General features: G+C 31.4%; 22 protein-coding genes. 7 read left to right on the top strand and 15 right to left on the bottom strand.

What is annotated here, in order from left to right; genetic code table 11:
• Positions 1–296 precede the first annotated feature (296 nt).
• The 6 genes from CD032_RS10070 to CD032_RS10045 all read right to left on the bottom strand — a co-directional run bounded on the left by CD032_RS10070 (position 297) and on the right by CD032_RS10045 (position 6,165).
• Positions 297–1,664: an EVE domain-containing protein gene (locus CD032_RS10070; RefSeq protein ID WP_019467687.1), complete on the bottom strand. Its 1,368-nt coding sequence runs from the start codon at positions 1,662–1,664 to the stop codon at positions 297–299.
• 72 nt (positions 1,665–1,736) lie between these two features.
• Positions 1,737–2,717 (bottom strand): YeiH family protein, encoded by a 981-nt coding sequence (locus CD032_RS10065; protein WP_019467688.1) that lies wholly within the window; start codon positions 2,715–2,717, stop codon positions 1,737–1,739.
• Between the two features lie 209 nt (positions 2,718–2,926).
• Entirely contained in the window at positions 2,927–3,157 is a 231-nt protein-coding gene (locus CD032_RS10060) for a hypothetical protein (protein ID WP_019467689.1), read from the bottom strand.
• A 23-nt stretch (positions 3,158–3,180) separates the two neighbouring features.
• A complete protein-coding gene (locus CD032_RS10055) occupies positions 3,181–4,119 on the bottom strand; it encodes a type I phosphomannose isomerase catalytic subunit (RefSeq protein ID WP_046467682.1) in 939 nt (312 codons plus the stop codon).
• Positions 4,120–4,675: 556 nt separating this feature from the next.
• The gene (locus CD032_RS10050; protein ID WP_019467691.1) at positions 4,676–5,374 is read right to left on the bottom strand and encodes a FadR/GntR family transcriptional regulator; all 699 of its coding nucleotides are present in this window, start codon (positions 5,372–5,374) and stop codon (positions 4,676–4,678) included.
• A 131-nt stretch (positions 5,375–5,505) separates the two neighbouring features.
• Complete coding sequence (locus tag CD032_RS10045) at positions 5,506–6,165, bottom strand: SDR family oxidoreductase (RefSeq protein WP_019467692.1); 660 nt, start codon at positions 6,163–6,165, stop codon at positions 5,506–5,508.
• Positions 6,166–6,314: 149 nt separating this feature from the next.
• Between CD032_RS10045 and CD032_RS10040 the strand changes: the two genes are divergently transcribed.
• Entirely contained in the window at positions 6,315–6,614 is a 300-nt protein-coding gene (locus CD032_RS10040; protein WP_019467693.1) for an ArsR/SmtB family transcription factor, read from the top strand.
• 26 nt (positions 6,615–6,640) lie between these two features.
• Positions 6,641–7,594 carry a CDF family zinc efflux transporter CzrB gene (gene czrB / locus CD032_RS10035; RefSeq protein WP_103211462.1) on the top strand — a complete coding sequence of 318 codons (954 nt, stop codon included), beginning with the start codon at positions 6,641–6,643 and terminating at the stop codon, positions 7,592–7,594.
• A gap of 126 nt (positions 7,595–7,720) precedes the next feature.
• Here the strand turns inward: czrB and CD032_RS10030 are convergent, their stop codons facing one another.
• Positions 7,721–8,452 carry a metallophosphoesterase family protein gene (locus tag CD032_RS10030; RefSeq protein WP_019467695.1) on the bottom strand — a complete coding sequence of 244 codons (732 nt, stop codon included), beginning with the start codon at positions 8,450–8,452 and terminating at the stop codon, positions 7,721–7,723.
• A gap of 131 nt (positions 8,453–8,583) precedes the next feature.
• On the opposite strand from CD032_RS10030, the gene CD032_RS10025 reads away from it, so the two are divergent.
• Positions 8,584–9,672 carry a hypothetical protein gene (locus CD032_RS10025; RefSeq protein ID WP_019467696.1) on the top strand — a complete coding sequence of 363 codons (1,089 nt, stop codon included), beginning with the start codon at positions 8,584–8,586 and terminating at the stop codon, positions 9,670–9,672.
• Between the two features lie 103 nt (positions 9,673–9,775).
• Here CD032_RS10025 and CD032_RS10020 read toward each other — a convergent pair whose 3' ends face one another.
• From CD032_RS10020 to glmS, 4 genes are all read right to left on the bottom strand, one after another.
• On the bottom strand, positions 9,776–10,627 hold the full coding sequence (locus tag CD032_RS10020) for a Cof-type HAD-IIB family hydrolase (protein ID WP_019467748.1): 852 nt from the start codon (positions 10,625–10,627) through the stop codon (positions 9,776–9,778).
• A gap of 51 nt (positions 10,628–10,678) precedes the next feature.
• A complete protein-coding gene (locus CD032_RS10015; RefSeq protein WP_019467747.1) occupies positions 10,679–11,479 on the bottom strand; it encodes an ABC transporter ATP-binding protein in 801 nt (266 codons plus the stop codon).
• Positions 11,480–11,506: 27 nt separating this feature from the next.
• Positions 11,507–11,866, bottom strand: a complete 360-nt coding sequence (locus CD032_RS10010) for a DUF2200 domain-containing protein (RefSeq protein ID WP_019467746.1) — start codon at positions 11,864–11,866, stop codon at positions 11,507–11,509.
• Between the two features lie 702 nt (positions 11,867–12,568).
• Positions 12,569–14,374, bottom strand: a complete 1,806-nt coding sequence (gene glmS, locus CD032_RS10005) for a glutamine--fructose-6-phosphate transaminase (isomerizing) (protein ID WP_019467745.1) — start codon at positions 14,372–14,374, stop codon at positions 12,569–12,571.
• A 668-nt stretch (positions 14,375–15,042) separates the two neighbouring features.
• Here glmS and CD032_RS10000 point away from each other — a divergent pair.
• The 4 genes from CD032_RS10000 to CD032_RS09985 are packed head-to-tail and all read left to right on the top strand — an operon-like array spanning position 15,043 to position 20,189.
• Positions 15,043–16,578 (top strand): PTS mannitol transporter subunit IIBC, encoded by a 1,536-nt coding sequence (locus CD032_RS10000; RefSeq protein ID WP_019467744.1) that lies wholly within the window; start codon positions 15,043–15,045, stop codon positions 16,576–16,578.
• 37 nt (positions 16,579–16,615) lie between these two features.
• Positions 16,616–18,646 (top strand): BglG family transcription antiterminator, encoded by a 2,031-nt coding sequence (locus CD032_RS09995; protein WP_103211461.1) that lies wholly within the window; start codon positions 16,616–16,618, stop codon positions 18,644–18,646.
• A 5-nt stretch (positions 18,647–18,651) separates the two neighbouring features.
• Positions 18,652–19,086: a PTS mannitol transporter subunit IIA gene (locus CD032_RS09990; protein WP_019467742.1), complete on the top strand. Its 435-nt coding sequence runs from the start codon at positions 18,652–18,654 to the stop codon at positions 19,084–19,086.
• Positions 19,086–20,189, top strand: coding sequence for a mannitol-1-phosphate 5-dehydrogenase (locus CD032_RS09985; RefSeq protein ID WP_019467741.1), 1,104 nt, complete (start codon positions 19,086–19,088; stop codon positions 20,187–20,189). Before CD032_RS09990 ends, CD032_RS09985 begins: the two co-directional genes overlap by 1 nt.
• Before the next feature lie 822 nt (positions 20,190–21,011).
• Here CD032_RS09985 and glmM read toward each other — a convergent pair.
• The 4 genes from glmM to rocF form a co-directional block, all read right to left on the bottom strand.
• Positions 21,012–22,367, bottom strand: a complete 1,356-nt coding sequence (gene glmM, locus CD032_RS09980; RefSeq protein ID WP_019467739.1) for a phosphoglucosamine mutase — start codon at positions 22,365–22,367, stop codon at positions 21,012–21,014.
• A gap of 26 nt (positions 22,368–22,393) precedes the next feature.
• Positions 22,394–23,326: a CdaR family protein gene (locus tag CD032_RS09975; protein ID WP_019467738.1), complete on the bottom strand. Its 933-nt coding sequence runs from the start codon at positions 23,324–23,326 to the stop codon at positions 22,394–22,396.
• Position 23,327: 1 nt separating this feature from the next.
• Complete coding sequence (gene cdaA / locus CD032_RS09970) at positions 23,328–24,134, bottom strand: diadenylate cyclase CdaA (RefSeq protein ID WP_019467737.1); 807 nt, start codon at positions 24,132–24,134, stop codon at positions 23,328–23,330.
• 153 nt (positions 24,135–24,287) lie between these two features.
• Positions 24,288–25,193, bottom strand: a complete 906-nt coding sequence (gene rocF, locus CD032_RS09965) for an arginase (protein ID WP_040030442.1) — start codon at positions 25,191–25,193, stop codon at positions 24,288–24,290.
• Between the last annotated feature and the right edge of the window lie 255 nt (positions 25,194–25,448).

Raw genomic sequence — 25,448 nt, 5'->3', positions numbered from 1 at the left:
TAAAATATAAATTATTTATTCACAGTTATATTATATCCTAAAATGATAAAAATAAATCATGATATGAATTACCTTAATATGTATCACTAACTATTACATTTACATACAAAAAAAGGATGAGGCAGAAATCTAATTTTATTAAAAAGATTTCGTCTTACCACTCTGACAAGGATAACTAGCATTGATAATGTATAAAATAATGACTTAAGCTGAAGTCCAATCATCTTCTGACAATATAAAAGCGTCTGGATCTCATCAATGATACCCAGACGCTTAATCATAATTTTACTGTCATTTTAATCTTGATTAACCTTAACAATTCTTGTGTACTTTAAAAATTGTTCAGTATATTTTTGCTTTATATCATTTATGCTATCGTACGTGATACCGACGATATGCCAATTCGGATTAAAATGATAAAATGAATCTTTTTTTCTAGACCACTTCACCATACTACCGTCCCTATTATATCTTGGCAATGTCATTTCATAACCTTCTAAAACGTTAATATACGTTTGAAAAATGTCTGGGTCTATACGATTAAAATTATCTATAACTAGATAACTTTTATCATTTCTTGGCATAAGATTAGTAATGAATCCCTCTCTATAATACAAAGCACCAGCCTCATTTGGTAAATATTTACCATACAGCATGTCTTCTGTAAAATCTGGATGACCTACTGTAATTACTGGATTAGCATTGGTCTTTTGTAACAAGTTTTCTGCAGCATTTAAACCTTCACCTTTACCAACTACTAAAAGAATAAATGGTTTTATATCATCATCTGCTTTATCGATAACGCCTTGACTTTTTACCGCTTCAAATTGAGATTTCATACCATCGTTTTCACTCATTTCAAGTATTGCATCAAACTGTGTGCGTGACATGCTTGCAATAGCTTGTTTTGCATTTTCTTGTAAATAATATAAATTTTTTAATTTAGGGTGTTTATTTAAAGTACTCAATGTTACAGGTTCGATTTCTTTTTCAAAATAAACTTCTATCGCAGTACTGTTTGTGCGACCAGGAATTGGCGATTTTTCATGTAAATGTTGACTTACTTCACCTACACCAATCACTGATTGTTCTCTATGTTTATTATAAAAAACGAGTTGGTCACCAATTTCAAGCTGTCTATAAAAATGGTATCCATTTCGTTTAATACCATTATATGTGTGTGTAAACAAGGTATTATAAGAATTGGGTTCGAATTCTTGTTCCTCTGATATAAAGAAGTATCTAGGTATTTTCGTTTCACCTTTACCTAAACTTACGATTAAGTCAAATTCATCTTTTGTAATTTGATTAAACAATGTTTCTTTCATATTAGTAATTCGAAATTCTAATTGTTCACTTCTTTTTAAGTAATCAGCAGTTAATGGTTTCAATTGTTCTAATAACTGAAAATGCACGCGAATTTTATTTTGTGCACCTGTTTGTACACTAGTAATTTCACCAAATCCCAGTAAACCAGTATCCATCTGTACTTGATAAAATATAACTTTATCTCCTACTTTAGCTTGTTTAAAAGATCGGAAACCTTGTGACGGATTAAATTGTGCACCTGATTCAAATAATGTTGTTTGACCCACTAATGGTTCGTTATGATTCCAGCGATTATATCCGCAATTCAACCAAAAATAACTTGTTTCCTCTGCCATTTAGATACTCCTTATCTCATATAAAAAATTCTATTTTCTCATTATATTTAAAAATCAGTTCTCAAACAATGATTATAATAAATTAATCAATTTCATTGATATTAAACTTGTTATTATTACTACTATCCAAGTCACTAAACCTAATAAAATCGGCTTTGCACCAGCTTGTTTAAACTGTTTGAAATCTACGTTTAATCCTATACCTGCCATTGCCATCGTTATTAAGAATAATGATATTTGTTGGAATATGTGAATAACTGTAGGTGAAAAATTAAAAATTGTACTAATCAGTGAAGCTACAATAAACCAAACAATGAACCATGGAAATATCTGTTTAATCGATGTGCCTGTTTGTTTTGATTTTTCTTTGCGTATCGTTCTATATGTAAAAAATAATACTACTGGAACAATCATCAATGTACGTGTCAATTTTACGATAGCACCAGTTTCTAAAGCTTTACTTCCGTAATTAGATGTAGCAGCAATAACACTAGATGTATCGTTAATTGCTGTACCACCAAAATAGCCAAAAGCCGTTTGACCCATGTTCATTAAATGACCAAGTGGTGGGAATATAAAAACTGCTATTAAATTGAATAAAAATATAGTTGAAATTGCGAAAGCTACTTCATTTTCTTTAGCTTTGATGATTGGGCTTGTAGCAGCAATTGCAGATCCACCACAGATAGAAGTACCGACACCAATCAAAATGCTTAGATTTTCATTAATTTTAAATATTTTCATCAATATAAACACGATTATAAATGCTGCTAATAAAGTTATGATTATTATTGGTAAAGATCTCCAACCAATTGAACCAATAGATTGAAAACTCAATGTAAAACCAAGAACAATAATACTATAATGCAATATTTTTTTACTACTAAATTGGATACCGGCACGATATTTTTTTGGGATTTCAATAAAATTATTTAAAAGAATACCTATAACAATTGCAAATATTGCACTTCCAATTACTGGAAATTTACTTCCCATAATCGATGCAATAAGTGCAATAATAAAAGTCATCAATATACCTCGAGATTTCGACATTTAGCCCACCTCCAATTTAAATTCTATTTTACCATAAATAATTTATCGCTAAAGAATATTTTATAATCTTTTAATTACAAATCTTATTAATTATAATCACTAATATGTATTCTGTTAAAAGTAAAGTTGATTTAGTTAATGACACAAATGATTTTTGCTTATAAAAAAAGTACCTTTTACTCTGAAAGTAAAGATACTAAATTTATTGATTATTGAACCATCGTCAATGCACCCAAAATTGGCATTAAATTAATGAGAACACCACCAAGTTTTAATAATCCATTTATTTCTTTGTTAGGTATCGTAATTAATGCAGCAATGATACCAATTGCACCAATGATAACTGGTAAGAAAAATGAAGGGAAAATAGGTATTTTTAAAAAAATTCCCGCACCAGCTAATAAACCGCAAATTAATGATACATATAAATACTTATACATTTTGAAACACTCCGTTTTTTTATCTATAAATAACTTATAATTAATTCATAATCTCCTTCAAAAATTGTATCTAAATCGTCTGAAGTTAGTATGAAATTTTGACCTTGTGTCACATCATAAATATCACCATCAACTATGACTTGTCCAGAACCTTTTAATACGGAAACTAAAACAAATTCTCTAGGTTTCATATAATTTAATGTGCCAGATATTTCCCACTTAACCATTGTAAAAAAATCATTTGAAACAAGTTGAATACGTTTATGGTTTTCAACAATTTCGGTGTCTGTTGCTATATTAATATTTTCTTGAGTAACTTCGATGACTTCTTTCGCTTTTGCTTGATTCAATCCTCTGCTATCATGTGCTGCTTCTTCTCGATCAAAATCATAAACTCTATATGTGACATCAGAAGATTGCATTGTTTCATACACAAGTACACCAGCACCTATAGAATGAATCGTTCCTGCTGGTATAAAATAAAACTCACCTGGCTTGACTTTAACTTTATTAAATAAATTTTCATAGTCTGTTTCATCGATTTGATCAACTACAGTATCTTTACAATCTACGTTCACGCCGTATATAATTTCTGCGTCCTCTTCTGCATCTATAATATACCAACATTCTGATTTACCATATTGTCCGTTTTCATTTTCATAAGCGTAGGCATCATCAGGATGCACATGAATCGATAATGATTCCTTAGCATCTACAATTTTTGTCATTAACGGAAACTCTTGACTCGGAAAATCACCAAACAATTCCCGATGATTTTTCCATACCATATCTAATGTTTGTCCTTTGTATGGACCATTCAACACTTCACATCTTCCATTTGGGTGTGCTGAAATCCCCCATGCTTCTCCAATATTTTCAGTAGGCAAATCATAACCGAGTGATTTCAACTTTGTGCCACCCCAAATTTTCTCATGTAATACTGGTTTTAAAAATAATGGCATTCACCACACCTCCAAACTTAGTTTTTATATTGTTTAATCTGATATATACAATTTAGAAAAATATAAAGTTACACTATTTATATTACATTTTAAAATTAATTTTACAGAACTATTGAAATTGTATCACATATCTTAATGCTTTATAAACTGTCACTTCAACGTTTAGTCATATTCAAATCATTAATTATTATATCAATACACTTAATAAACGTATAGTTAAATTAATGTCCCCCGATTCCATTCAATTAAATTTGACAATAAAATTATTCAATTGTCGTAAATTTTTTAAATAAAGACTTGCCTTCACAACATTTTTAACATTATAATGACACTAGAGTCTTCAAAGGGCTCATATTCTTTTACATATAAGGTAATAAATTATGATTATTTTGATCAGATGATCACTGTTCAAAATATAAAATTTGCAAAAAAGGCCCAAACTAATATTAGTTTGGGCTTTTTATTACTTGAAATTTAATTATATGTGCTTATACTTTAAGAACTTGGAAAGCATTAAAATAAATTTGAAGATTATAAGTATGTTACGTTCTAAAATTTATTTTTCTTTAAAGTTAGCTAAAATTGTTTCTTTAACTTCTAATAAATGTGACTCCATGGCTTTAACAGCTTCTACATCATCTTTGTTAGCAATTGCATTATAAATGACTACATGTTCCTCTAATAATTTATTCATTGTTTTTTGTTTACTATAAATAAATATTTTTCTTGTTTCTTTCATAGAATCTTGCATAAGTTCAGATATATTATTTAGTAATTCAACTAACAAGGAATTGTTGCCAGCTTTTGCGATTAATAGATGAAACTCTAAATCAGCTCTTTCTCCTGATGTACCATCTGTTATTGCTTCACCCATTCGATTCAAAGCCTTTTCCAAATCAACTAAGTTCTCTTCTGTACGGTGCCAAGCAGCCATTTTGACGGTTGCACTTTCAACAATCTCTCTTAACTCTAATAATTCTTTTATCTGAACTAACGAATTAAATTTATCTCCTAATTCAAAAAAAGTCGGTTCAATTTGCTTTACAAATGTCCCATAACCTTGTTTAATCTCCAATACACCTATCGTTCTTAATGCATTTAAAGCTTCTCTTACCGAAGCCACACTCACACCATATTCTTTACTGAGCTTTTGTATAGATGGTATTTTATCTCCAACTTGATAATTTCCAGATTTAATGCTTTCCAATAAAGTATCTGCAACTTGTTCATAAATTTTAGTGTTTGAAATCTTCATAGTTACCTCCAAACGATATCTATTATTGTATCAAATTTTCATCATAAAATTTATTAAAATAATAGATATTTCAATTAAAAATGGACCAAATTACATTAATTTGTAAATTGGCCCACATTTGTAACTATCGATTATTTATTTTTAAAGCTATCTAAAGCCTGTGATATTTCTACATCTCCACTAATAATTTGGAATTCAGTATTTAAATAGTCGTCACTTGAGACAACTTGATTGATGACTGAAGCAACATCTTCTCGTGGAATCGAACTTCTACCTTCAAAAAAGGCACCTACTTCAATTTTGTTTGTACCTTCATCATTTAATAAAGCACCTGGATGTACAATCGTATAAGGTACTGATGCTTGTTTTAAATATTCATCAGCATAATGTTTGGCAATTGTGTAGGGTTTCAAATCTCCACTTGCATCAAATGCTTCTCTTCTAGAATCATATGTTGACACCATCACAAATTGTTTCGCATTATTTACCTCACTTGCTTTAATAGCTTTAACAGCACCATCTAAATCTACAATAATTGTTTTATCTGCACCTGTACTACCTCCTGAACCAACGGAAAATACTACACGGTCAAAACCTTTAAATTTTTCAGTTAAAGTTTGAACATCATCTGTCTCAACATCAATTAAAGTTGTTTTGATATTTTTTTCCTTCAGTTGTTCAACTTGTGATTCTTTTCTAACTCCAGCGGTAAAATCTACCCCTTTTTCTTTTAACTGTTCTATTAAATGATGACCAACGCCACCATTTGCGCCAATAACTAAAATACTCATATTGGTACCTCCTTATCGAGTTAATACTAAAAGTCTACCACTTTTATAAGAATTTAAAACAAATATGCAATTTCAATTGACATATTCGCACAATAACATTAATATATGAATATATATTAATATATTCATATGATAGGAGGGTTAAATTTATGAATCCCCCAATAAACACTGAAACTTTAGAGCATGTAACTGATATTTTCAAGGCATTAAGTGAGACGAATCGCATACGCATCATGCATTTATTATCACAAAATTCTAGCAGTGTAGGTCATATTGCACATACTTTAAATATGGGGCAATCCAATGTGTCACATCAGTTACGCATATTAAAACAGGCCCACCTAGTCAAATCTAACCGAGAAGGCCAATCAATGATATATTCAATTGATGATACACATGTGACTGATTTATTGAAACAAGCAATACATCATGCAAATCATAAACTATAAAACTATAATGAAAGGTCTGATCTTATATGTCACAACATCACGAACACAATCACACACACAATCATACACACGGACATGTACACACCAATAATAAAAAAATCTTACTTATTAGCTTTTTAATTATTGGTATATTTATGATAATTGAAATCATCGGAGGTTTTTTAGCACATAGCTTAGCATTATTATCAGATGGTTTACACATGCTTAGCGATTCAATTTCATTAGGTGTAGCTTTATTAGCTTTTATTTATTCTGAAAAACATGCTACTCAAACTAAGACTTTTGGCTACAAACGCTTCGAAATATTAGCAGCATTATTTAATGGTGTAACATTATTTGTTATCGGTATTTTTATCATCATAGAAGCAATCGATCGTTTCTTTAATCCAATAGCGGTAAAATCTACAGAAATGTTTATCATCAGTGTAATTGGCCTCATTGTTAATATCGTTGTTGCTTCTTTTATGTTTAAAGGTGGAGATACAGATCATAATATAAACATGCGTGGCGCTTTTCTCCATGTAATCGGAGACTTATTAGGTTCTGTCGGAGCCATTGTAGCAGCTATTCTTATTTGGTCATTTAATTGGACAATTGCAGATCCAATTGCAAGCATTATCGTCTCCTTACTTATTATCAAAAGTAGTTGGGGCATAACGAAATCATCTCTTAATATTTTGATGGAAGGTTCACCCAGTGATGTCAATATGGATGAAATCATTAGCGCTATTACAAGTGAAGTGCAAATAAAAAATGTACATGATTGTCATATATGGACTATTTCTAATGAAATAAATGCTTTAAGTTGTCATGCAGTCGTACCTAATGACATGACAATTGAAGAAGGTGAACAACTTTTAAACTTACTCGAACATCGTCTAACACATTTAAACATTCAACATATGACAATACAATTTGAAACAGAATATCATAATCATGACAGCAATACCTTATGTTCAGCAATTTATACAGAAAAATAACATGAGGTAAAAAAATAAAAAGTGACTAGATTTTAAAGCTTGAAACAAGCAGTATCATTTAATCTAGTCACTTTTATGATTTTAATTACTATTAAAATATATAACAAATTCATAACACTTTATACATTATAAAAACTTATCAAATATCAATTCTTTAGCTGGCACTTGTTTTTCTTTAAAACCTCTTATAAATTCTTCATTATCATAAGGCACTTTAACTCGTTCAAATGAAAATTCATTTTCTTCGATAGTAACAATACCATATACAGCGTATGCGCCGTTATTTAATCCAACAGACCCAGGATTAAAATAAACCTTGGATTTATCATCAAACAAATGAACTGTATGATTATGACCAAAAACAATTAAATCAGCCTCTTTATCTTCAAAAAGTGATTTTATATTTTCTTCAGTAGGTTCTACAATAGGACTAAATGGTTGACCATCAATCGGCGTATTCAATTTATCATTTGGAATTTCGTAATGGATAAACATGACTTTTTTATGATTCATTGTTTTTTCAATAACACGAGGTAAAGCATTTAATTTATCGTAATAATCTTCGTCTAAGTGGCTTTCAATCCATTGGTGGTGTTCATAAAATTTATCTTTTAAGTCTTCAGGATAAGGTGTATCGTTAACAATTGACATCACCGCTTCATCATGATTACCTGCAATAATTTCCATATCATCTCTTTCGAATATTTCATCAAGAACTTTATTTGTTTCATGGCCTACACCAATATTATCGCCTAAGTTATATATTTTATTTATATCTTTTCTTCTATCAATATCATCCAATACTGTATCTAACGCATCAAAATTGCCATGTACATCAGTAAGAATTGCAAATTTCATGATGATATCTCCTTTCAACATTTTCTCATTTGGTCATTTTAACATTTTATAGCCATTTTGTTACCTATTAATTTTAAAATCCCTAATTTTTTGATAGCATATGCTTATCACTAAAAAGGAGTGCTTAAAATTTGTTTAAATTTCATAAACTAGCATTACAAAATGCAAAACCGCAAAATGCTAAAATTTTACTATTCACAATTGTAAGTTTTATCATATTGTTTGCTTTGACTGTACTAACTTTTATACCAGTTCAACCAGCAATATATAAATTTTTAATGTCAATGGCAATGCAACAACCTATTGGAAGTGCATTAATTACATTGATACTAGCAATACTAATTCCATTAGTGGTTTTTATATTTGTAGGATATCAACTTATTGCTGGAACTATATACACTATAGACAATGCAATTAATAAAGACAAGGCTAAATTCAAAGATTTATTTTCAATATTTAAAAAGGGTAAATATGCTAAATCATTAAAATTATCTTTAATCACATTATTAAGTATTATTATTATATTATTACTTAATCTTCTAATAAGTAAGCTATTACAATTAGGAATTGTGCAATTATTCACTGCATTACAAGGACCGTTAAGCAGTTCTGATCATGCACTTGGATGGTCATTAACATTCCAAATTATTGCTGCTACTTTACAAGTATTCATATTGTCATTTGTTTATTGGTTCTTTACAATCTTAATCGTCAACTATACACTAGCTTTTGTTAAAGAACCTAATAAAGGTGCTTGGTCTTCTGTAAAACGTGGCTTTAAAGCAATTAAAAACGGAAATAAAACTTGGTTTAAATTTTATATAGGTATATTATTATTAAATTTACTTGTTATAATCTTAGCAAATCCAGTAAGTCAGTTAGTGTCAATTAGTACTGGCGGTATTTCACAAACATTAGCAATGACTATTATCTATATTGTGTCAGTAATTGTTATAATAATTAGATTGATCGTTTATTACACAAACTTATTAGCAATTATTCAATACTACAATAAAAATGGTGAGAACATAGATAAATCAGAAGTCAAAAAATCTAAAGCTTCTAAGCAATCTGATCAAACATCTAAAGTAACTAGTAGTGTTAATCACACAACTGAGAAAGCTACTGATAAAGTTAATCATACTACTGATCAATTTAAAGATAATGCAAAAGAAAAAACTACAGACATCAAAGATCAAATAAATAATAAAGATAAATAATATATTGGAATATAAATTACAAAAAAGACACTTTCTCTCATTTAATAATGGTTATTAAATGAGAGAAAGTGTCTTTTTTAATTAATTCATCTATGCATATAGTTTATAATAAATGTTTTTTTAAGTATAATGCGGCACCATTTTCTTCATTTGTGAATGAAGTGACATCATCTGCTAAAGACTGAATTTCTGGTCGAGCATTCTTCATCGCCACAGTATAATTGCCAAACGCAAACATCGCTCTGTCGTTATCACTGTCACCAATGACTAACGTTTCTTCTTGTTTAATGCCAAAGTAGTCTATCATTTCTTTAATTCCAGTTCCTTTATCAATTCCAAAAGCCATTGTTTCTGCGTTAAAGCGAGATGAATTTGATACACTGATTTGAAGTATCGTTTGGTCATCGATTAACTGATTTCGAAATTGAGTAATTTTATCATAATCTGGTGAAAATAAATAAATTTTTGAAAATGACGTGTTAGGGATACTTGCTTTCCAACTTACTTTTTCAACGATAGATTCTCTTCGAGATGTCCATTCACTATATCCTACGTTTTCAGGTGGTGTTGATTGTTTAAACATCGCTTTTGCCCATGCTTGATCTTCATTAAGAATAATTCGATTGCCGTCGAAAGGAAAAACTTCATAATAAATTGCTTGTGCTTTTGCTCTTTTTACAATTTCATTAACCGTATCAAATGTTAAACTATGTTTAAAAATCGTTTCATTGTGAACAACACCATTAGTGCCGTTAGAACTAATAATACCATCCACCTTAAAATTTTCAGGTACAAGGTAATGAATCTCATCATGTGCTCTACCAGTAGCTAAAAATACTTTATAGCCATGATTTCTTAATGTTTGTATAACCTCTGTCGTTTCATTATCTACACGATTATCTTTATGTAAAATTGTGCCATCCATATCCAAAAATATTGCTTTAACATTTTTCATGTAATTAAAATCCTCCATCCTACGTTATCGTATTAAATTATGGCACTTAATCTATATTTCTGCAATGTCTCCATCTTTTAAAAACAGTGTGTATCGCCCATTGTTACATGCTATGTTGACATTTCTCTTAAAGAAATGACTCAATGTTGTATGATTAAGAATTTCAGATATTTGACCTTGTTTAAAAGGTTGCCCATTTTTCAATAAAAACCCATAATCAATATCTTGTGTAATTTCTTCTACAAAATGCGTTACATAAATTACTGCTAATTGAGGATTTTGCTTATACAATTGTGTCAGTGCACTTAATAAATCTTCTCTTGCAATAAAATCTAAACCTGAGGCTGGTTCATCTAAAATTAATAGTTTAGGGTTCCCCATCAAAGCTCTTGCTATCAACACTTTTTGACGTTCTCCAGTAGAAAGATAGCCATAATATTGATTTTCAAATTGAGCGATTCCCATTTGTTTTAAATATTTTTTAGCCAAATCTATGTAATGTTGTTGTACATCTTGAAACACACCGATTGACTTAAATATCCCACTAATTACAACATCTAAAACAATTTCACCATCCTGAAATCGATTCATTAAACTATTTGATACAAATCCAATTTGTTGGCGTACATTTTCAGCAGAATACCCTTTTTTACCAGGCTGCATACCAAATAAAGTCATTTCACCAGATGTGTTTGGCTCATATGCATTTAAAATATTTAATAGTGTAGTCTTACCTGCCCCATTTAAACCATATAGCATCCATTTTTCTCCCTCATTGATTTGCCAACTCACTCCTTGAACAATTTCTTTACCATCTTTTCTTCTTGCTATATTGTTCAATTCAATTAGCATATATATCCTCCTCTTTAAAATTTTCATTTATTTTTGATTTTGTCTAAATATCTTTTCCAATGTCTTGCCTTTAGCCAATTCATCAACCATTTTGTCTAAATATCTAATTTCTTTCATTATTGAATCTTCCATATTTTCAACACGAATACCACATATAACACCAGTCACTTTAGTTCTATGTGGATTTAACTGTGGTGCTTGTTGAATAAATGATTCATAGTCTGTGCCATCATCAATCATTCTATTTATTTGTGACTGATTATAGTCGGTCATCCATTTAATGACAGTATCTACCTCATTTTTTGTTCTACCTTTTTTTTCGACTTTTTTCACCAAATGAGGATAAACTTCTCCAAAAGCCATGGTATAAATTTTAGGTTTTGTCATTGTTTTATACGACCTTTCTTTATTTCTAAAATGTAAGCTTCTACATAGCATATTAAATTTTTTATATTTTTGAAAATATTTCACTTTTACTATACGTTAAAAATAAAAGCTACGACATCAAAATGTCTCAGCTCAGACTGTCCACAAAGTATCCGACTTTGTTGGCAGTTTTTTTGTGCACGCTTTCCGCGGGCACTGCCTTAGCTTGTAGTCCTCGGCTAGTGCTATTCCCGCAGGAGTCGGCCCAAATCACTGCCAATATCACACTAAAAATATTATTAATTCAGAGACTCATATGTTAAAAGAGAACGAGAAAAACAATATGCTTATAGTCTACCTGCATGTGTAGATAATGATTGTTATATCATTGAAAAGCACTGTTGATAATGTAAAGAAACAATATAATTTGCGAAATTAAACAATTGAGAGAAGATTTGACGATATAAAAGAACAGCATGATCCGATGAACGAGTTATAAACGTCATGACAAAGTTACTATGGATATCATGCTTATTTGTGTTGCCATGAATCTTTAAAAATTGGCAAAACGGTTAGTAAAATGGCCAATAATGGACTGAAATACCACTACTATTTTGAAAAATTTATATAAATAGACAAACCCTTCACAAATTAATGCGAAGGGTTTGTCTACATTCTGAAGCTGAGACATCAAAATGTCTCAGCTCAATCTAATTTATTAATTTATTCAACTGTTACAGATTTAGCTAAGTTACGTGGTTTATCCACATCTAAATCTCTGTGTAGTGCAGCATAATATGAAATTAACTGCATTGCCACAACAGCAACTAATGGTGTTAATAACTCATGGACATGTGGGATAACATATGTGTCACCATCTTTATTTAATCCATCCATAGAAATTATACAAGGGTTTGCACCACGTGCTGCAACTTCTTTCACATTACCACGAATAGAAAGGTTTACATTTTCTTGTGTTGCTAAAGCAATCACTGGCGTACCCTCTTCAATAAGTGCGATTGTACCGTGTTTAAGTTCGCCACCTGCAAAACCTTCTGCTTGAATGTAAGAAATTTCTTTAAGCTTCAATGCGCCCTCTAAACTAACATTATAGTCAATTGTACGACCAATAAAGAATGCGTTTCTTGTTGTTTCTAAGAAATCTGTAGCAATTTGTTTCATTACATCTGCATCATCCACAATTGTTTCAATAGCAGTAGTCACTTTTGCAAGTTCACGTAATAACTCAACGTCCGCTTCTTTACCATGTTCTTTCGCTACAATTTGTGACAAAATTGAAAGCACTGCAATTTGTGCTGTATATGCTTTTGTAGATGCAACCGCTATTTCAGGACCTGCATGTAATAATAAAGTATGATCCGCTTCGCGTGATAGTGTAGAACCAGGCACGTTCGTAATTGTTAATGACTTATGCCCTAGTTTTTTAGTTTCTACTAATACAGCGCGACTATCCGCTGTTTCACCCGATTGTGAAATATAAATAAATAATGGTTTTTCTGAAAGCAATGGCATATTATATACAAATTCTGAAGCAACATGCACTTCTGTAGGAACGCCTGCCCATTTTTCCAAATATTCTTTACCAACTAACCCTGCATGATAACTTGTACCTGCTGCAATAATATAAATTCTGTCAGCATCTGCTACATCTTTTATAATATCCGCATCCATTTTTAAATTGCCATCAGCATCTTGATATTCTTGAATAATACGACGCATTACTGCAGGTTGTTCATGAATTTCTTTCAACATGTAATGATCATAAACACCTTTTTCAGCATCAGCAGCATCAATTTGAGCAGTATAAGCTTCTCTATCTTGTACTTTACCTTCTTGGTCTTTAATAATTACTTCGTCACGTTTAACAATGACAATTTCATGATCATGAATTTCTTTGTATTGGTTTGTAACTTGTAACATTGCAAGTGCATCTGAAGCGATAACATTAAAATCATCACCTACACCAATCAATAACGGTGATTTGTTTTTTGCAACATACATAGTGTCACGATCATGACTATCAATAAGGCCTAATGCGTAAGAACCTTCTAATAACGATACCACTTTTGTAAATGCTGCTTCTGTAGAAAGTCCAGTATTTGAAAAATATTCAACTAATTGAACAATAACTTCTGTATCCGTTTCAGATAGAAATTTTACATCTGATAAATATTCATTTTTTAACTCTTCATAATTTTCGATTACACCATTATGAACTAAAGTAAAACGTTCAGTTGCGGATTGATGTGGATGTGAATTTTCATAGTTTGGTACACCATGTGTTGCCCAACGCGTGTGACCTATACCTACGTTGCCATCTACATCTTTACTATCTGCAACTTTTCTTAGCTCTGCAATACGTCCTTTTGATTTAAATACATTTGTACCATCATCGTTAACTACAGCAACACCAGCAGAATCGTATCCTCTATATTCTAATTTTTCTAATCCTTTTAATAATAATTCTTTGGCATTATCATGCCCGATATATCCAACTATTCCACACATATACATACTCCTCCAATTTAATGGTGAAGGGTATCGAACGTTCGGCGTACAGGAACCTGTTCAATATATGAGGCCAATTTAAATAAATTTCTTAACATTCATTTTATCGTAAGAAATTTTAAAAAAAGGCACAGAAATCCCATTCACCTTTAATCTTAATTTTTATTTAATTTGGCTATCTTATTAACTTTGTGCACCAGGTTGCCCTAATGTTTTCCTTAATAAGTTTACGAATGAGCCACATCCGGGATAGCATCCGCCGATGGTTCGATAACTATCCTCCTCGTCTACAAGCTTCGATTTCATATCTATTAAGATTTCTGTTTTAAATCTTAAATGCTAAATATTTAACCTTTTCACTTGCACAGGCGCTTTTATTGATATATTTATGTCAACCTGTCCTCCTTTCCTTCAATACCACTAATTGTACAATGCTTCTGCAACCAAATGCAAATTTTTTATTAACTTCATCCTTAAAATAATTGTGAAATTGTTTTATTATTTAAAATTCAAAACTTTCCATATATTAATAGTCATAAACTTTCCATATATTAATAGTCATAAACTTGTCAAAAACTCTGTGACAAATTTGGGATTACTATTTGTTGTTAATTTATGTAAACACACCTACAATAATAGTTAAATACAGAGAAAAAGAGGTGCAAATTATGTCACAAACAGATGCTCAAGATAATAAAGGGATTGGTCGTAAAGTTCAAGCTTTTGGTTCGTTTTTAAGTAGCATGATTATGCCTAACATTGGTGCATTCATTGCTTGGGGCTTTATCGCGGCAATATTTATAGACGGCGGTTGGTGGCCAAATAAAGATTTAGGTGAATTGGCTGGACCAATGATTACTTATTTAATACCATTATTGATTGCTTATAGTGGTGGTCGTTTAATTCATGAGATGCGTGGCGGTATTATTGCGGCTGTAGCAACAATGGGTGTGATTGTAGCATTACCAGAAACACCAATGTTACTAGGCGCAATGATTATGGGACCACTTGTTGGTTGGTTGATGAAAAAAACTGATGAATTCATTCAACCAAGAACCCCACAAGGTTTCGAAATGTTATTCAATAATTTTTCAGCTGGTATTTTAGGTTTTATAATGACAATCATAGGTTTTAAAATATTAGCACCAATTATGGAATTTATCATGCATATTTTGTCCGTTGCTGTTGAAGCATTGGTACATGCGCATTTACTTCCATTGGTAAGTATTATTGTTGAACCTGCTAAAATCGTATTTTTAAACAATGCTATTAACCACGGTGTATTTACACCACTGGGTGCTGATCAAGCTGCATCTGCGGGACAATCTATTTTATACACAATTGAATCAAATCCTGGTCCAGGTTTAGGTGTATTAGTTGCTTATATGATTTTTGGTAAAGGCACAGCTAAAGCTACTTCATATGGTGCTGGAATTATCCACTTCTTAGGTGGTATACATGAAATTTACTTCCCTTATGTATTAATGAGACCGTTATTGTTCGTCGCAGTAATACTAGGTGGTATGACTGGTGTTGCAACTTATTCATTATTAGACTTTGGATTCAAGAGTCCAGCTTCACCTGGTTCATTTATCGTTTATATGTTAAACGCACCTAAAGGTGAATTCTTACACATGATTATAGGCGTATTATTAGCAGCAATCGTATCATTTATTGTTTCATCAATTATTTTAAAATTCACAAAAGAAACAGAAGAAGATTTAGAAGCTGCAACAGAGAAAATGGAAGCATCAAAAGGTAAAAAATCAAGTGTATCTTCTAAGTTAACAGGGAATAGTGATGATAATACTTCGGCAACTGCGACTGATGAAACTGACAAAAATAGTGATAGTCAAACAGAAGATGATTTACTAGATAACTATGATACTGAGAATGTAGACGCACATGACTACAGTAAAGTAAATCACGTTATCTTCGCTTGTGATGCAGGCATGGGATCAAGTGCTATGGGTGCAAGTATGTTGCGTAACAAATTCAAAAAAGCTAGCATACAAGACGTTGAAGTAACAAATACAGCGATTAATCAATTACCTAGCGATGCGCAACTTGTCATTACTCAGAAAAAATTAACAGACAGAGCAATCAAACAAGTTCCAAATGCAATTCATATTTCAGTAGAGAATTTCTTAAATTCTCCTAGATATGATGAGTTACTAGAAAACCTTAAAAAAGAAGAAAACTAATCACTCACTAAAAAGATATAAATTGGAGGGTATGGCTATGTTTTTGAGTACGCGTGAAAAAGAAATTATCGAAATGTTAATTAAGTATCACGGTCAATATGTCACTATTTACGACATTGCTCAACATTTAGCTGTATCCTCCCGTACTATTCATAGAGAATTGAAGTCTATTGAACCCTTTTTAGCAAGTTTTAACATTGACTTAGAACGCGTTACGAAAAAGGGATTACAGTTATCTGGTAATTCATCTGCGGTACATTCATTAAAAAATGAATTAATTCAACAAGTTACGATTGATTTGTCTCAAGAGGAACAAAAAGTAATTATTTTATATGCACTTATCCAAGCTAAAGAACCAATCAAACAGTACAGTTTAGCACATGAAATTGGTGTTTCTACGCAAACACTAGCTAAATTACTAGATGAATTAGATGATGAACTAGACCAGTATCAATTAACACTTCAAAAAAAACGTGGTGAAGGTATTCACCTTTATGGTGCTGAATCAAAAAAAAGAGAATTATTAAGCCAATTAATGGTAAATAATTTAAACAGTACAAGTGTTTACTCTGTAATAGAAAATCACTTTGTGTATCAATCTATTAATCAATCTCAGTTACCAATGGTTGATTTAGATAAAATTTTCCAAGTTGAGAGAATTCTTATGGATCATTTGGGGCAACTGCCCTATTCTCTTACAGAATCAAGCTATCTAACCTTAACAGTACACATTGTACTCAGCATTGATCGAATGCTTAAAGAAGAATATGTAGCTTTAAATGACGATATTTTTAACAGTGTCAAAGATACCTTTGAACACCAAGTAGCTTCAGCTTTAGCCTTACATTTAGAGCACATCTATGGTGTTCAATTCAACCAAGCGGAAGTTACTTTCATCACGATTCATTTACGCGGAGCCAAACGCAAAGAAACTACTGAAGTATTTAAAAATAATAAAGATGATCAATGCATCGAAAATCTTATTCATTTGGTTTCAGAATTTTCTCAGCAAACATTTAAAGACTGGAGAACACTCAGTGAGGGGTTAAAGTTGCATATTATACCAGCAATCAATCGATTAAATGCTAATATAGAAACTTATAATCCTTTAACTGAAATGATTAAACATAAATATCCACGGCTATTTGAAAGTGTGCATCAGGGGTTAATAAAAACGTGGCCAAATTTTAAATTTCCAGAAAGTGAAATTGCATTTATTGTATTACATTTCGGCGGTGCAATTCAAAAACAAGCGACACCATTTTATAATGTACTTGTCATTTGTAGTAGTGGCATAGGAACAAGTCGTTTACTCGCTACTCGACTACAACAAACATTTAGTGAAATTCAACAAACAACACAAGCGTCTGTGGGTGATCTTAATTCCATTGATATTCAACAATATGATGCAATTATTTCAACAGTCAATTTAGATATCAGCTTACCCTACCTCACAGTTAATCCATTGTTACCAGATGCAGATATCAATCATGTAGCTGCTTTTCTAAACATGCAACAAGACAAATCACAAACACAAATATTTGATGACGCTAATACAACGTTTGCAAATCCTGAATATCAATTAGAATATATTCGTAAAGGGCTAGAAGTCATTGATTCAATTTATATTGATTATACACATACTCAAGATTGGATTATGTATTTAACTGGACAATTATTTAAACATCATATTATTGAAGATAAACAGTCATTCGCTGAACTTATTAAGCAACGCATGGATGAACAAGGCTTTGTTTTAGATCCTTACCCTATTGCTATGCCACACTTAAAAAGTGATTTAATTAAAAAGCCATTTATCCTAGTCACTATTTTAGAAAAACCACTTATGCTTAATAGTAATCAAAATGACAAAGTTTCTATAACATATTTATTAAATATGTTCATACCTCCGGATGATATCATGGCACAACTTATTAGTGAATTATCTGGAAAAATTGGTGAGCACCTCGATAATCTCGATCAATTTATGCAACAACCAGAACAATTATCAGGTTTACTAAAACAAAGTTATCTGAAAGCATTACAAAATCAATTAAACATGGAGTGAATAATATGAGCGAATTATTTAGCAATGACAATATTTTTATTAATCAAACTGTGAAAGATCAAAACGAAGCAATTGAAAAAGCAGGACAAGCACTTGTATCCAGTGGTGCAGTTACAGCAGACTATATTCAAGCTATGAAAGATCGTGAGCAAGTTGTAACAACATTTATGGGCAATGGATTAGCTATTCCTCACGGTACAGATGAAGCCAAAACAAGTGTTTTAAAATCAGGCTTAACGTTAATTCAAATTCCTGAAGGTGTCGATTGGGATGGTGAAGAAGTTAAAGTTGTTGTTGGTATCGCAGGTAAAGATGGTGAGCATCTAGATTTATTATCAAAAATTGCCATCACATTTAGTGAAGAAGAAAATGTTGAACGCATTATCAATGCTTCATCAGCTGAAGAAATTAAGCAAGTATTCGAGGAGGCTGACGCATAATGAAAGCATTACATTTTGGTGCAGGTAACATTGGTCGTGGTTTTATTGGTTATATTTTAGCTGATAATGATATTAAGGTTACATTTGCAGATGTCAATGCTGAAATTATTGATGCGTTAGATTCTAAACAAGAATATGACGTCATATTAGCAGACGAGGCAAACACAACAACTCGTGTACACAATGTAGACGCAATCAATTCAGGGCAACCTTCTGCTAAATTAAAAGAAGCCGTATTAGAAGCAGATTTAATTACTACTGCAGTCGGTGTCAATATTTTACCGATTATTGCTAAAACGTTTGCACCTTATTTAAAAGAAAAAGAAACACCAGTAAATATTGTTGCTTGTGAAAATGCCATTATGGCCACAAATACATTAAAAGAGGCAATTCTAGATATCACTGGTCCATTAGATGAACATATTCATTTTGTTAACTCGGCAGTTGATAGAATTGTTCCTCTGCAAACAAACGAAAATATTCTAGATGTCATCGTGGAACCTTTCTATGAATGGGTTGTAGAAAAAGATGCATGGTATGGTCCAGAATTAAACCATATTAAATACGTATCAAATTTGACACCATATATTGAAAGAAAATTATTGACGGTAAACACTGGCCATGCATACTTAGCCTATGCTGGTAGATATAATAATCAACCGACGATTTTAGATGCAATTAATGATAAAATGATCAAACATGATCTGGAAGAAGTCTTGAAAGAAACAAGCCAGTACATTACCAACCAATTTGATTTTTCAACAACTGAGCAAGCACAATATGTTGATAAAATTATTGAACGCTTTAAAAACCCTCATCTTTCAGATGAAGTAACTCGTGTAGGTCGAGGTACAATCCGTAAAATCGGACCGCAAGACAGAATTATTAAACCATTAAATTATCTTTATCAAAATAATTTGAAACATCATGCGTTAATTAAGGCAGCTGCATTACTGTTAAAATATGATGACACGAATGATCAAGAAACAGTAGAAAAAAATAATTATATTAGTGAATATGGTGTTGAAACATTCTTAAAAGCATACGCTAAAATTGATGATCAATTAGCATCTGAAATTAGCAAAGAATACAACGTCTTATAGCATTAAATTATTAAAAAATAATATATTTACTTACAGTATTGAACAACATAAAATTCTAAATCAAAAACTAATCCGTTTAAATACGAATTGGCTACAGAAAGTAAACAACCCCTGCACAAATTAATGTGTAGGGCTTGTCTATTTTTATTTATATAGTTATTTTTTGATAGCTGTTTCGAGTATTTTCTTAAATATTTGTTCAAATAAATCTGTATCTGTATCATGAAAACGACGTGTATAATTTTTACTAAAATAACTGGATTTATAGAATATCTACCATTTATTTTCGAGACAATATTTGTCTTTGACCTGTTCATATACAAAATTTAAATCTAATATCGTATCAACTTTACGTAATAAATGATTATCAATTAATTTATTCAACATAATAAACACCATCATTATTTAATTTCTATATATTATAATATTGGCAATGATTTAGGCCAACTTCTGCGGGAAGTACTAGCCGAAGACTACAGGCTAAATCATTGCCGCGGAAAGCGTGCACAAAAAAACTGCCAACAAAGTTGGAGGCTTTGTCGACATTCTTAAACTAATCCGTTTAAATACGGATTAACCTTTTTTATAGTTAATCTTTTATAGTTTGGACAATGCTTGTCAGATGTATATTATGATTGTAACTCAATCTTGTAGTTTTTTTATATAGTATTCTACTAAGCATACGACACCTTTATTTAGGTGACTTTAAAATATAATTTTAGGAACTACCCTATGTATTTGATATATTACTAAAAAAACTGTCAATACATGTACTAACGATACTATTAGTATTGTATTGACAGTTTATAATAAATAAAGAGCTTATTCATTTAGACCCATTTTGTCTTTAACTACATCAGCAATTGTTTGAGCATATCGTTGCGCTGCTTCATCAGTTGCTGCTTCAACCATAACTCTTACTAAAGGTTCTGTTCCTGAAGGTCTAACTAAAATACGTCCTTCTCCGTTCATTTCAACTTCAACTCTAGTCATGACTTCTTGAACATCTACATTTTCTTCCACGCGATATTTATCAGTCACACGTACATTGACTAAAGATTGAGGATATTTTTTCATTTGTTTTGCAAGTTGACTCAAGCTTTTACCAGTCATTTTAATAATACTAGCTAAATGCACGCCTGTTAATAAACCATCACCAGTAGTGTTATAATCCATTAACACGATATGACCAGATTGTTCTCCACCTAAGTTATAATTACCTCTACGCATTTCTTCAACTACGTAACGATCTCCAACTTTTGTTTTATTAGATTGGATGCCTTCATCTTCTAAAGCTTTGTAAAACCCTAGATTACTCATGACTGTTGAGACTATCATATTATTATTTAATTCTTGATTCTTGCTCATTGCTTGACCAATGATGAACATAATTTGATCTCCGTCTACGATGTCCCCATTTTCATCAACGGCAATTAATCTATCGCCGTCACCGTCAAAAGCTAAACCAAAGTCACATTCTTCTTCAACTACTTTCTCAGATAGCGTTTCTGGGTGTGTTGATCCTACATTATCATTAATATTATAACCATTAGGATTACAGCCAACTGTAACCGTATCGGCCTCTAAATCTCCAAATAAAAATGGTGCTAGTGATGAAGTAGATCCATGAGCGCCATCTAAAGCGATTTTCATGCCATCTAAGTTAACATCAATCGTAGATTTTAAATAACTTAAGTACTTCTGCGCACCTTCAAAATAATCAGAATAATGCACAATGTCGTCCCCTACTGGACGTGGCAATTCTGGGGTTTCTTGATCTAATAATTGTTCAATTTCTCTTTCTTGATCATCAGAAAGTTTGAAACCATCAGAGCCGAAAAATTTAATACCATTATCTGGAACAGGATTGTGAGACGCAGAAATCATAACACCTAATTCAGCTTCCATCTCTTTAGTTAAATACGCTACGCCAGGTGTTGATATAACACCTAAACGCATCACTTCTGCACCAATTGAAATCAATCCAGCAATTAATGCAGATTCAAGCATTTCACCAGAAACACGAGTATCTCTACCAACGAGTACTTTAGGATGCTTTTCACCTTCATTATGGGCTAACACATAACCCCCAAAGCGTCCTAATTTAAACGCAAGTTCTGGCGTTAGTTCTTTATTTGCAACGCCCCTTACGCCGTCTGTACCAAAATATTTTGCCATGATTTATATCTCCTTTATAAAAAAATCTATTTAATATTAATTTTTGCTGTTGTTTCTTTTGGATTAATTTTTGAAACGCCATCTGGTAATTTAAATTCTACATTTTTTTCAGTTGATTCTGTAACACCATCTAAATCGATTTCTGCAGTAATTTCGTCAATATCTTGAATGTCGTTTCTATTACCGAAAATTTCCACTTCTTTTTCATCTAATTTTATATCATCTATTTCTTTACCTTTAGGTAAAGCACCTATTGCTTTTGTTTTAACTTTTATTTTCTTACTATAATCTTCTACTTTTACACTCAAATTAACTTCATTCGGTTCAATTAATACTTTAACTTTATTGAGGTTTCTGTCAAAAGCAGTGATTCGTGCAATATCCGTAGTATCTTTGCTGATTTTATCTTTATCCTTAAATGTAGCTTTTAAATATGCAATTTTATTAATTTGTTTGCTACCACCAGTCACTTTAACTGTTTCAGGTGATACACTTTGATCGCTTACTTTATAATTAGCATTTAAATCGTTATCACTCACATCAGGTTCTACTTTAAGTTTTTTAGTCACTTTTTCTTCAAGATTAACTGTTGTTTCTTTTGGCTTAACTGTATAATCAATGTTTTTATTTAAACCATTGACTTTGAATTGTGTGGTATGCTTTCCAGCTTTTTCACCACTCAAATCAAGAACTGCCTTAATATTTTCACCGTTTTCAGCTTTTAATACTTGAGATTGTGGGCCAGATATTTCAATATCTACCTTACTCGGCACATCGCTAGCATATAACGATTTACTATCATAATTAACTTGTACTGGTACATCTTGAAGTGTTTCCGTAGATTTTTGTCCTAATTGGTCAGCATTGAAGATGTTACCAAACATGTTATTGACAGATAAGAAAAATACTAATGCTAAAACTAATGCTATTAATCTTAAGCCCCATTTACTTTCTAACATATTAATTCACACCTTTCTCTTGAAAGTGTGTGCCAAACCAATGTTCAGCCAATAATTCTTCAAATGCTTCATTTGATATATCTTTTCTTAATTTTCCATCAAACGTGACTGAAATAGATCCAGTTTCTTCAGATACTACCACTGTAAATGCATCTGAAACTTCTGAAATACCTACAGCTGCTCTATGTCTTGTTCCTAAACTTTTAGCTATTTTAGCACTGTCTGATAGTGGCAAATAGCTAGCAGCACTTGCAATTTTGTTCGCTTGAATAATCATAGCACCATCATGTAAAGGTGTATTAGGTATAAACACATTAGTCAATAATTCTTGAGAAATTTCAGAATTCATTGCTATACCTGTTTCAATATAATCTTGTAATCCTGTTTCTTTTTCAAATACGATTAATGCGCCAATACGACGTTTAGCCATATACTGTACTGCTTTAGAAACAGATGAAATGAGTTTGTCTTCATCACTATTCAAACTTGTGGAATAGCGTTTAAACAAACTTCCTCTACCCAGCTGTTCTAAAGCACGTCTAATCTCCGGTTGAAATATAACAATTAAAGCTAAAACACCCCATTGTATTACTAAATCAAACAAACGAGATGTCGCTGTTAAATTTAACATTTTACTCACTTGTTGGCCGATTACAATTACTACAATACCTTTCAGTAATTGAATCGCTTTTGTACCTTTAAATACTGTAATGAGAAGATAAAGTACATACCATACAATGAGCAAATCGAGTACACTTGCAATTATTTTGACTGTACTCCAATCATCAAAAAAGTTGGATAAATCCATAACATCTCCTCCGGTTATCTGTTCCCATGTTATATATTATACCAATCATAACACTAACTGTCATATTAAGTATTAAATTTTTATCATAAAATTAAAAGGAATATAAAAAGGAATAATATGGAAATAATGCCATATTATTCCTTTTATTTGTTTTTATAATAATGTTTCACCAAAGAAACTACCTACTAATGAAACTGCCTGTTCTGCTGTGTGATTATTCATATCTATCAATGGATTGACTTCTACTAAATCCATTGAAGTGATTAAATTTGACTTATGTAATAATTCAAGTGCAAAATGACTTTCTCTATATGTTAAGCCTCCCAGTACTCGTGTACCAGTTCCTGGTGTTTCAGCTGGATCTAAAGCATCTACATCTAATGATAAATGAATGCCATCTGTTTTAGATTTCAAATAATCTAAAGTTTCTTCCATCACTTGTTTAATACCTAGTTTATCAATATCTGCCATTGTATATGTTTTAACATTATTTTCTTTAATGTATTGACGTTCTCCTTTATCTAAATCTCTCATGCCTATAAGCACGATGTTTTCTGGTTTAACTTTAGGTGCGAAATTTGAGATATTCACTAAACGTGAATCACCATCTCCGGCTAATACCCGCAGTGGCATCCCATGAATATTACCTGAAGGTGACTCCTCAGGTATATTTAAATCACCGTGAGCATCATACCAAATGATACCTAAATTCTCATAGTGTTTACTGATACCCGAAATAGAGCCTATTGCAATAGAATGGTCTCCACCTAAAACAAGTGGAAAATTCCCATCGTCAACACTTTGAGATACTGTTTCGCTAAGTTGATTAGATACTTCTACTATTTCATCTAAATTACGTAATCCTTTTTGAACTGAGTTAAACTTCTCTAAACGCATTGCAGGAACATTAATGTTACCTGAATCTTTAACATCAATTCCAATATTTTGTATTCGTTCTACAATACCTGCGTATCGAATTGCATCTGGACCAAAATCTACCCCTAATTTTTTTTGGCCATAAGTCGAAGGTACACCAATAATCTCTACTAATTTATCCATTAAAAAACCCCTTTGTTTGCGTTTGATATTAGGATAATCTAAAGTGATGTGACTTTCAAGTTAATACAAACGACCTCAGTTATAAGACTTTAAACAAATTACATAAAGAAACAAAAAAGCGATTTTTAATTCAAAATAACTAAATATAGCAATGTATTTTTATAGTTTTAAACAAAAAAATGTATATACTAGATATCAAAAAAATTTTCATTTATAAAAATAACAAAAAAGCATTCCCAAAGGAATGCTTAAAAA

The organism is Staphylococcus cohnii subsp. cohnii (genome assembly GCF_002902365.1).
In the GTDB taxonomy this organism is placed as follows: domain Bacteria; phylum Bacillota; class Bacilli; order Staphylococcales; family Staphylococcaceae; genus Staphylococcus; species Staphylococcus cohnii.
The sequence above is the reverse complement of the archived record's forward strand: the minus strand, read 5'-3'. Positions and strand labels throughout refer to the sequence as shown.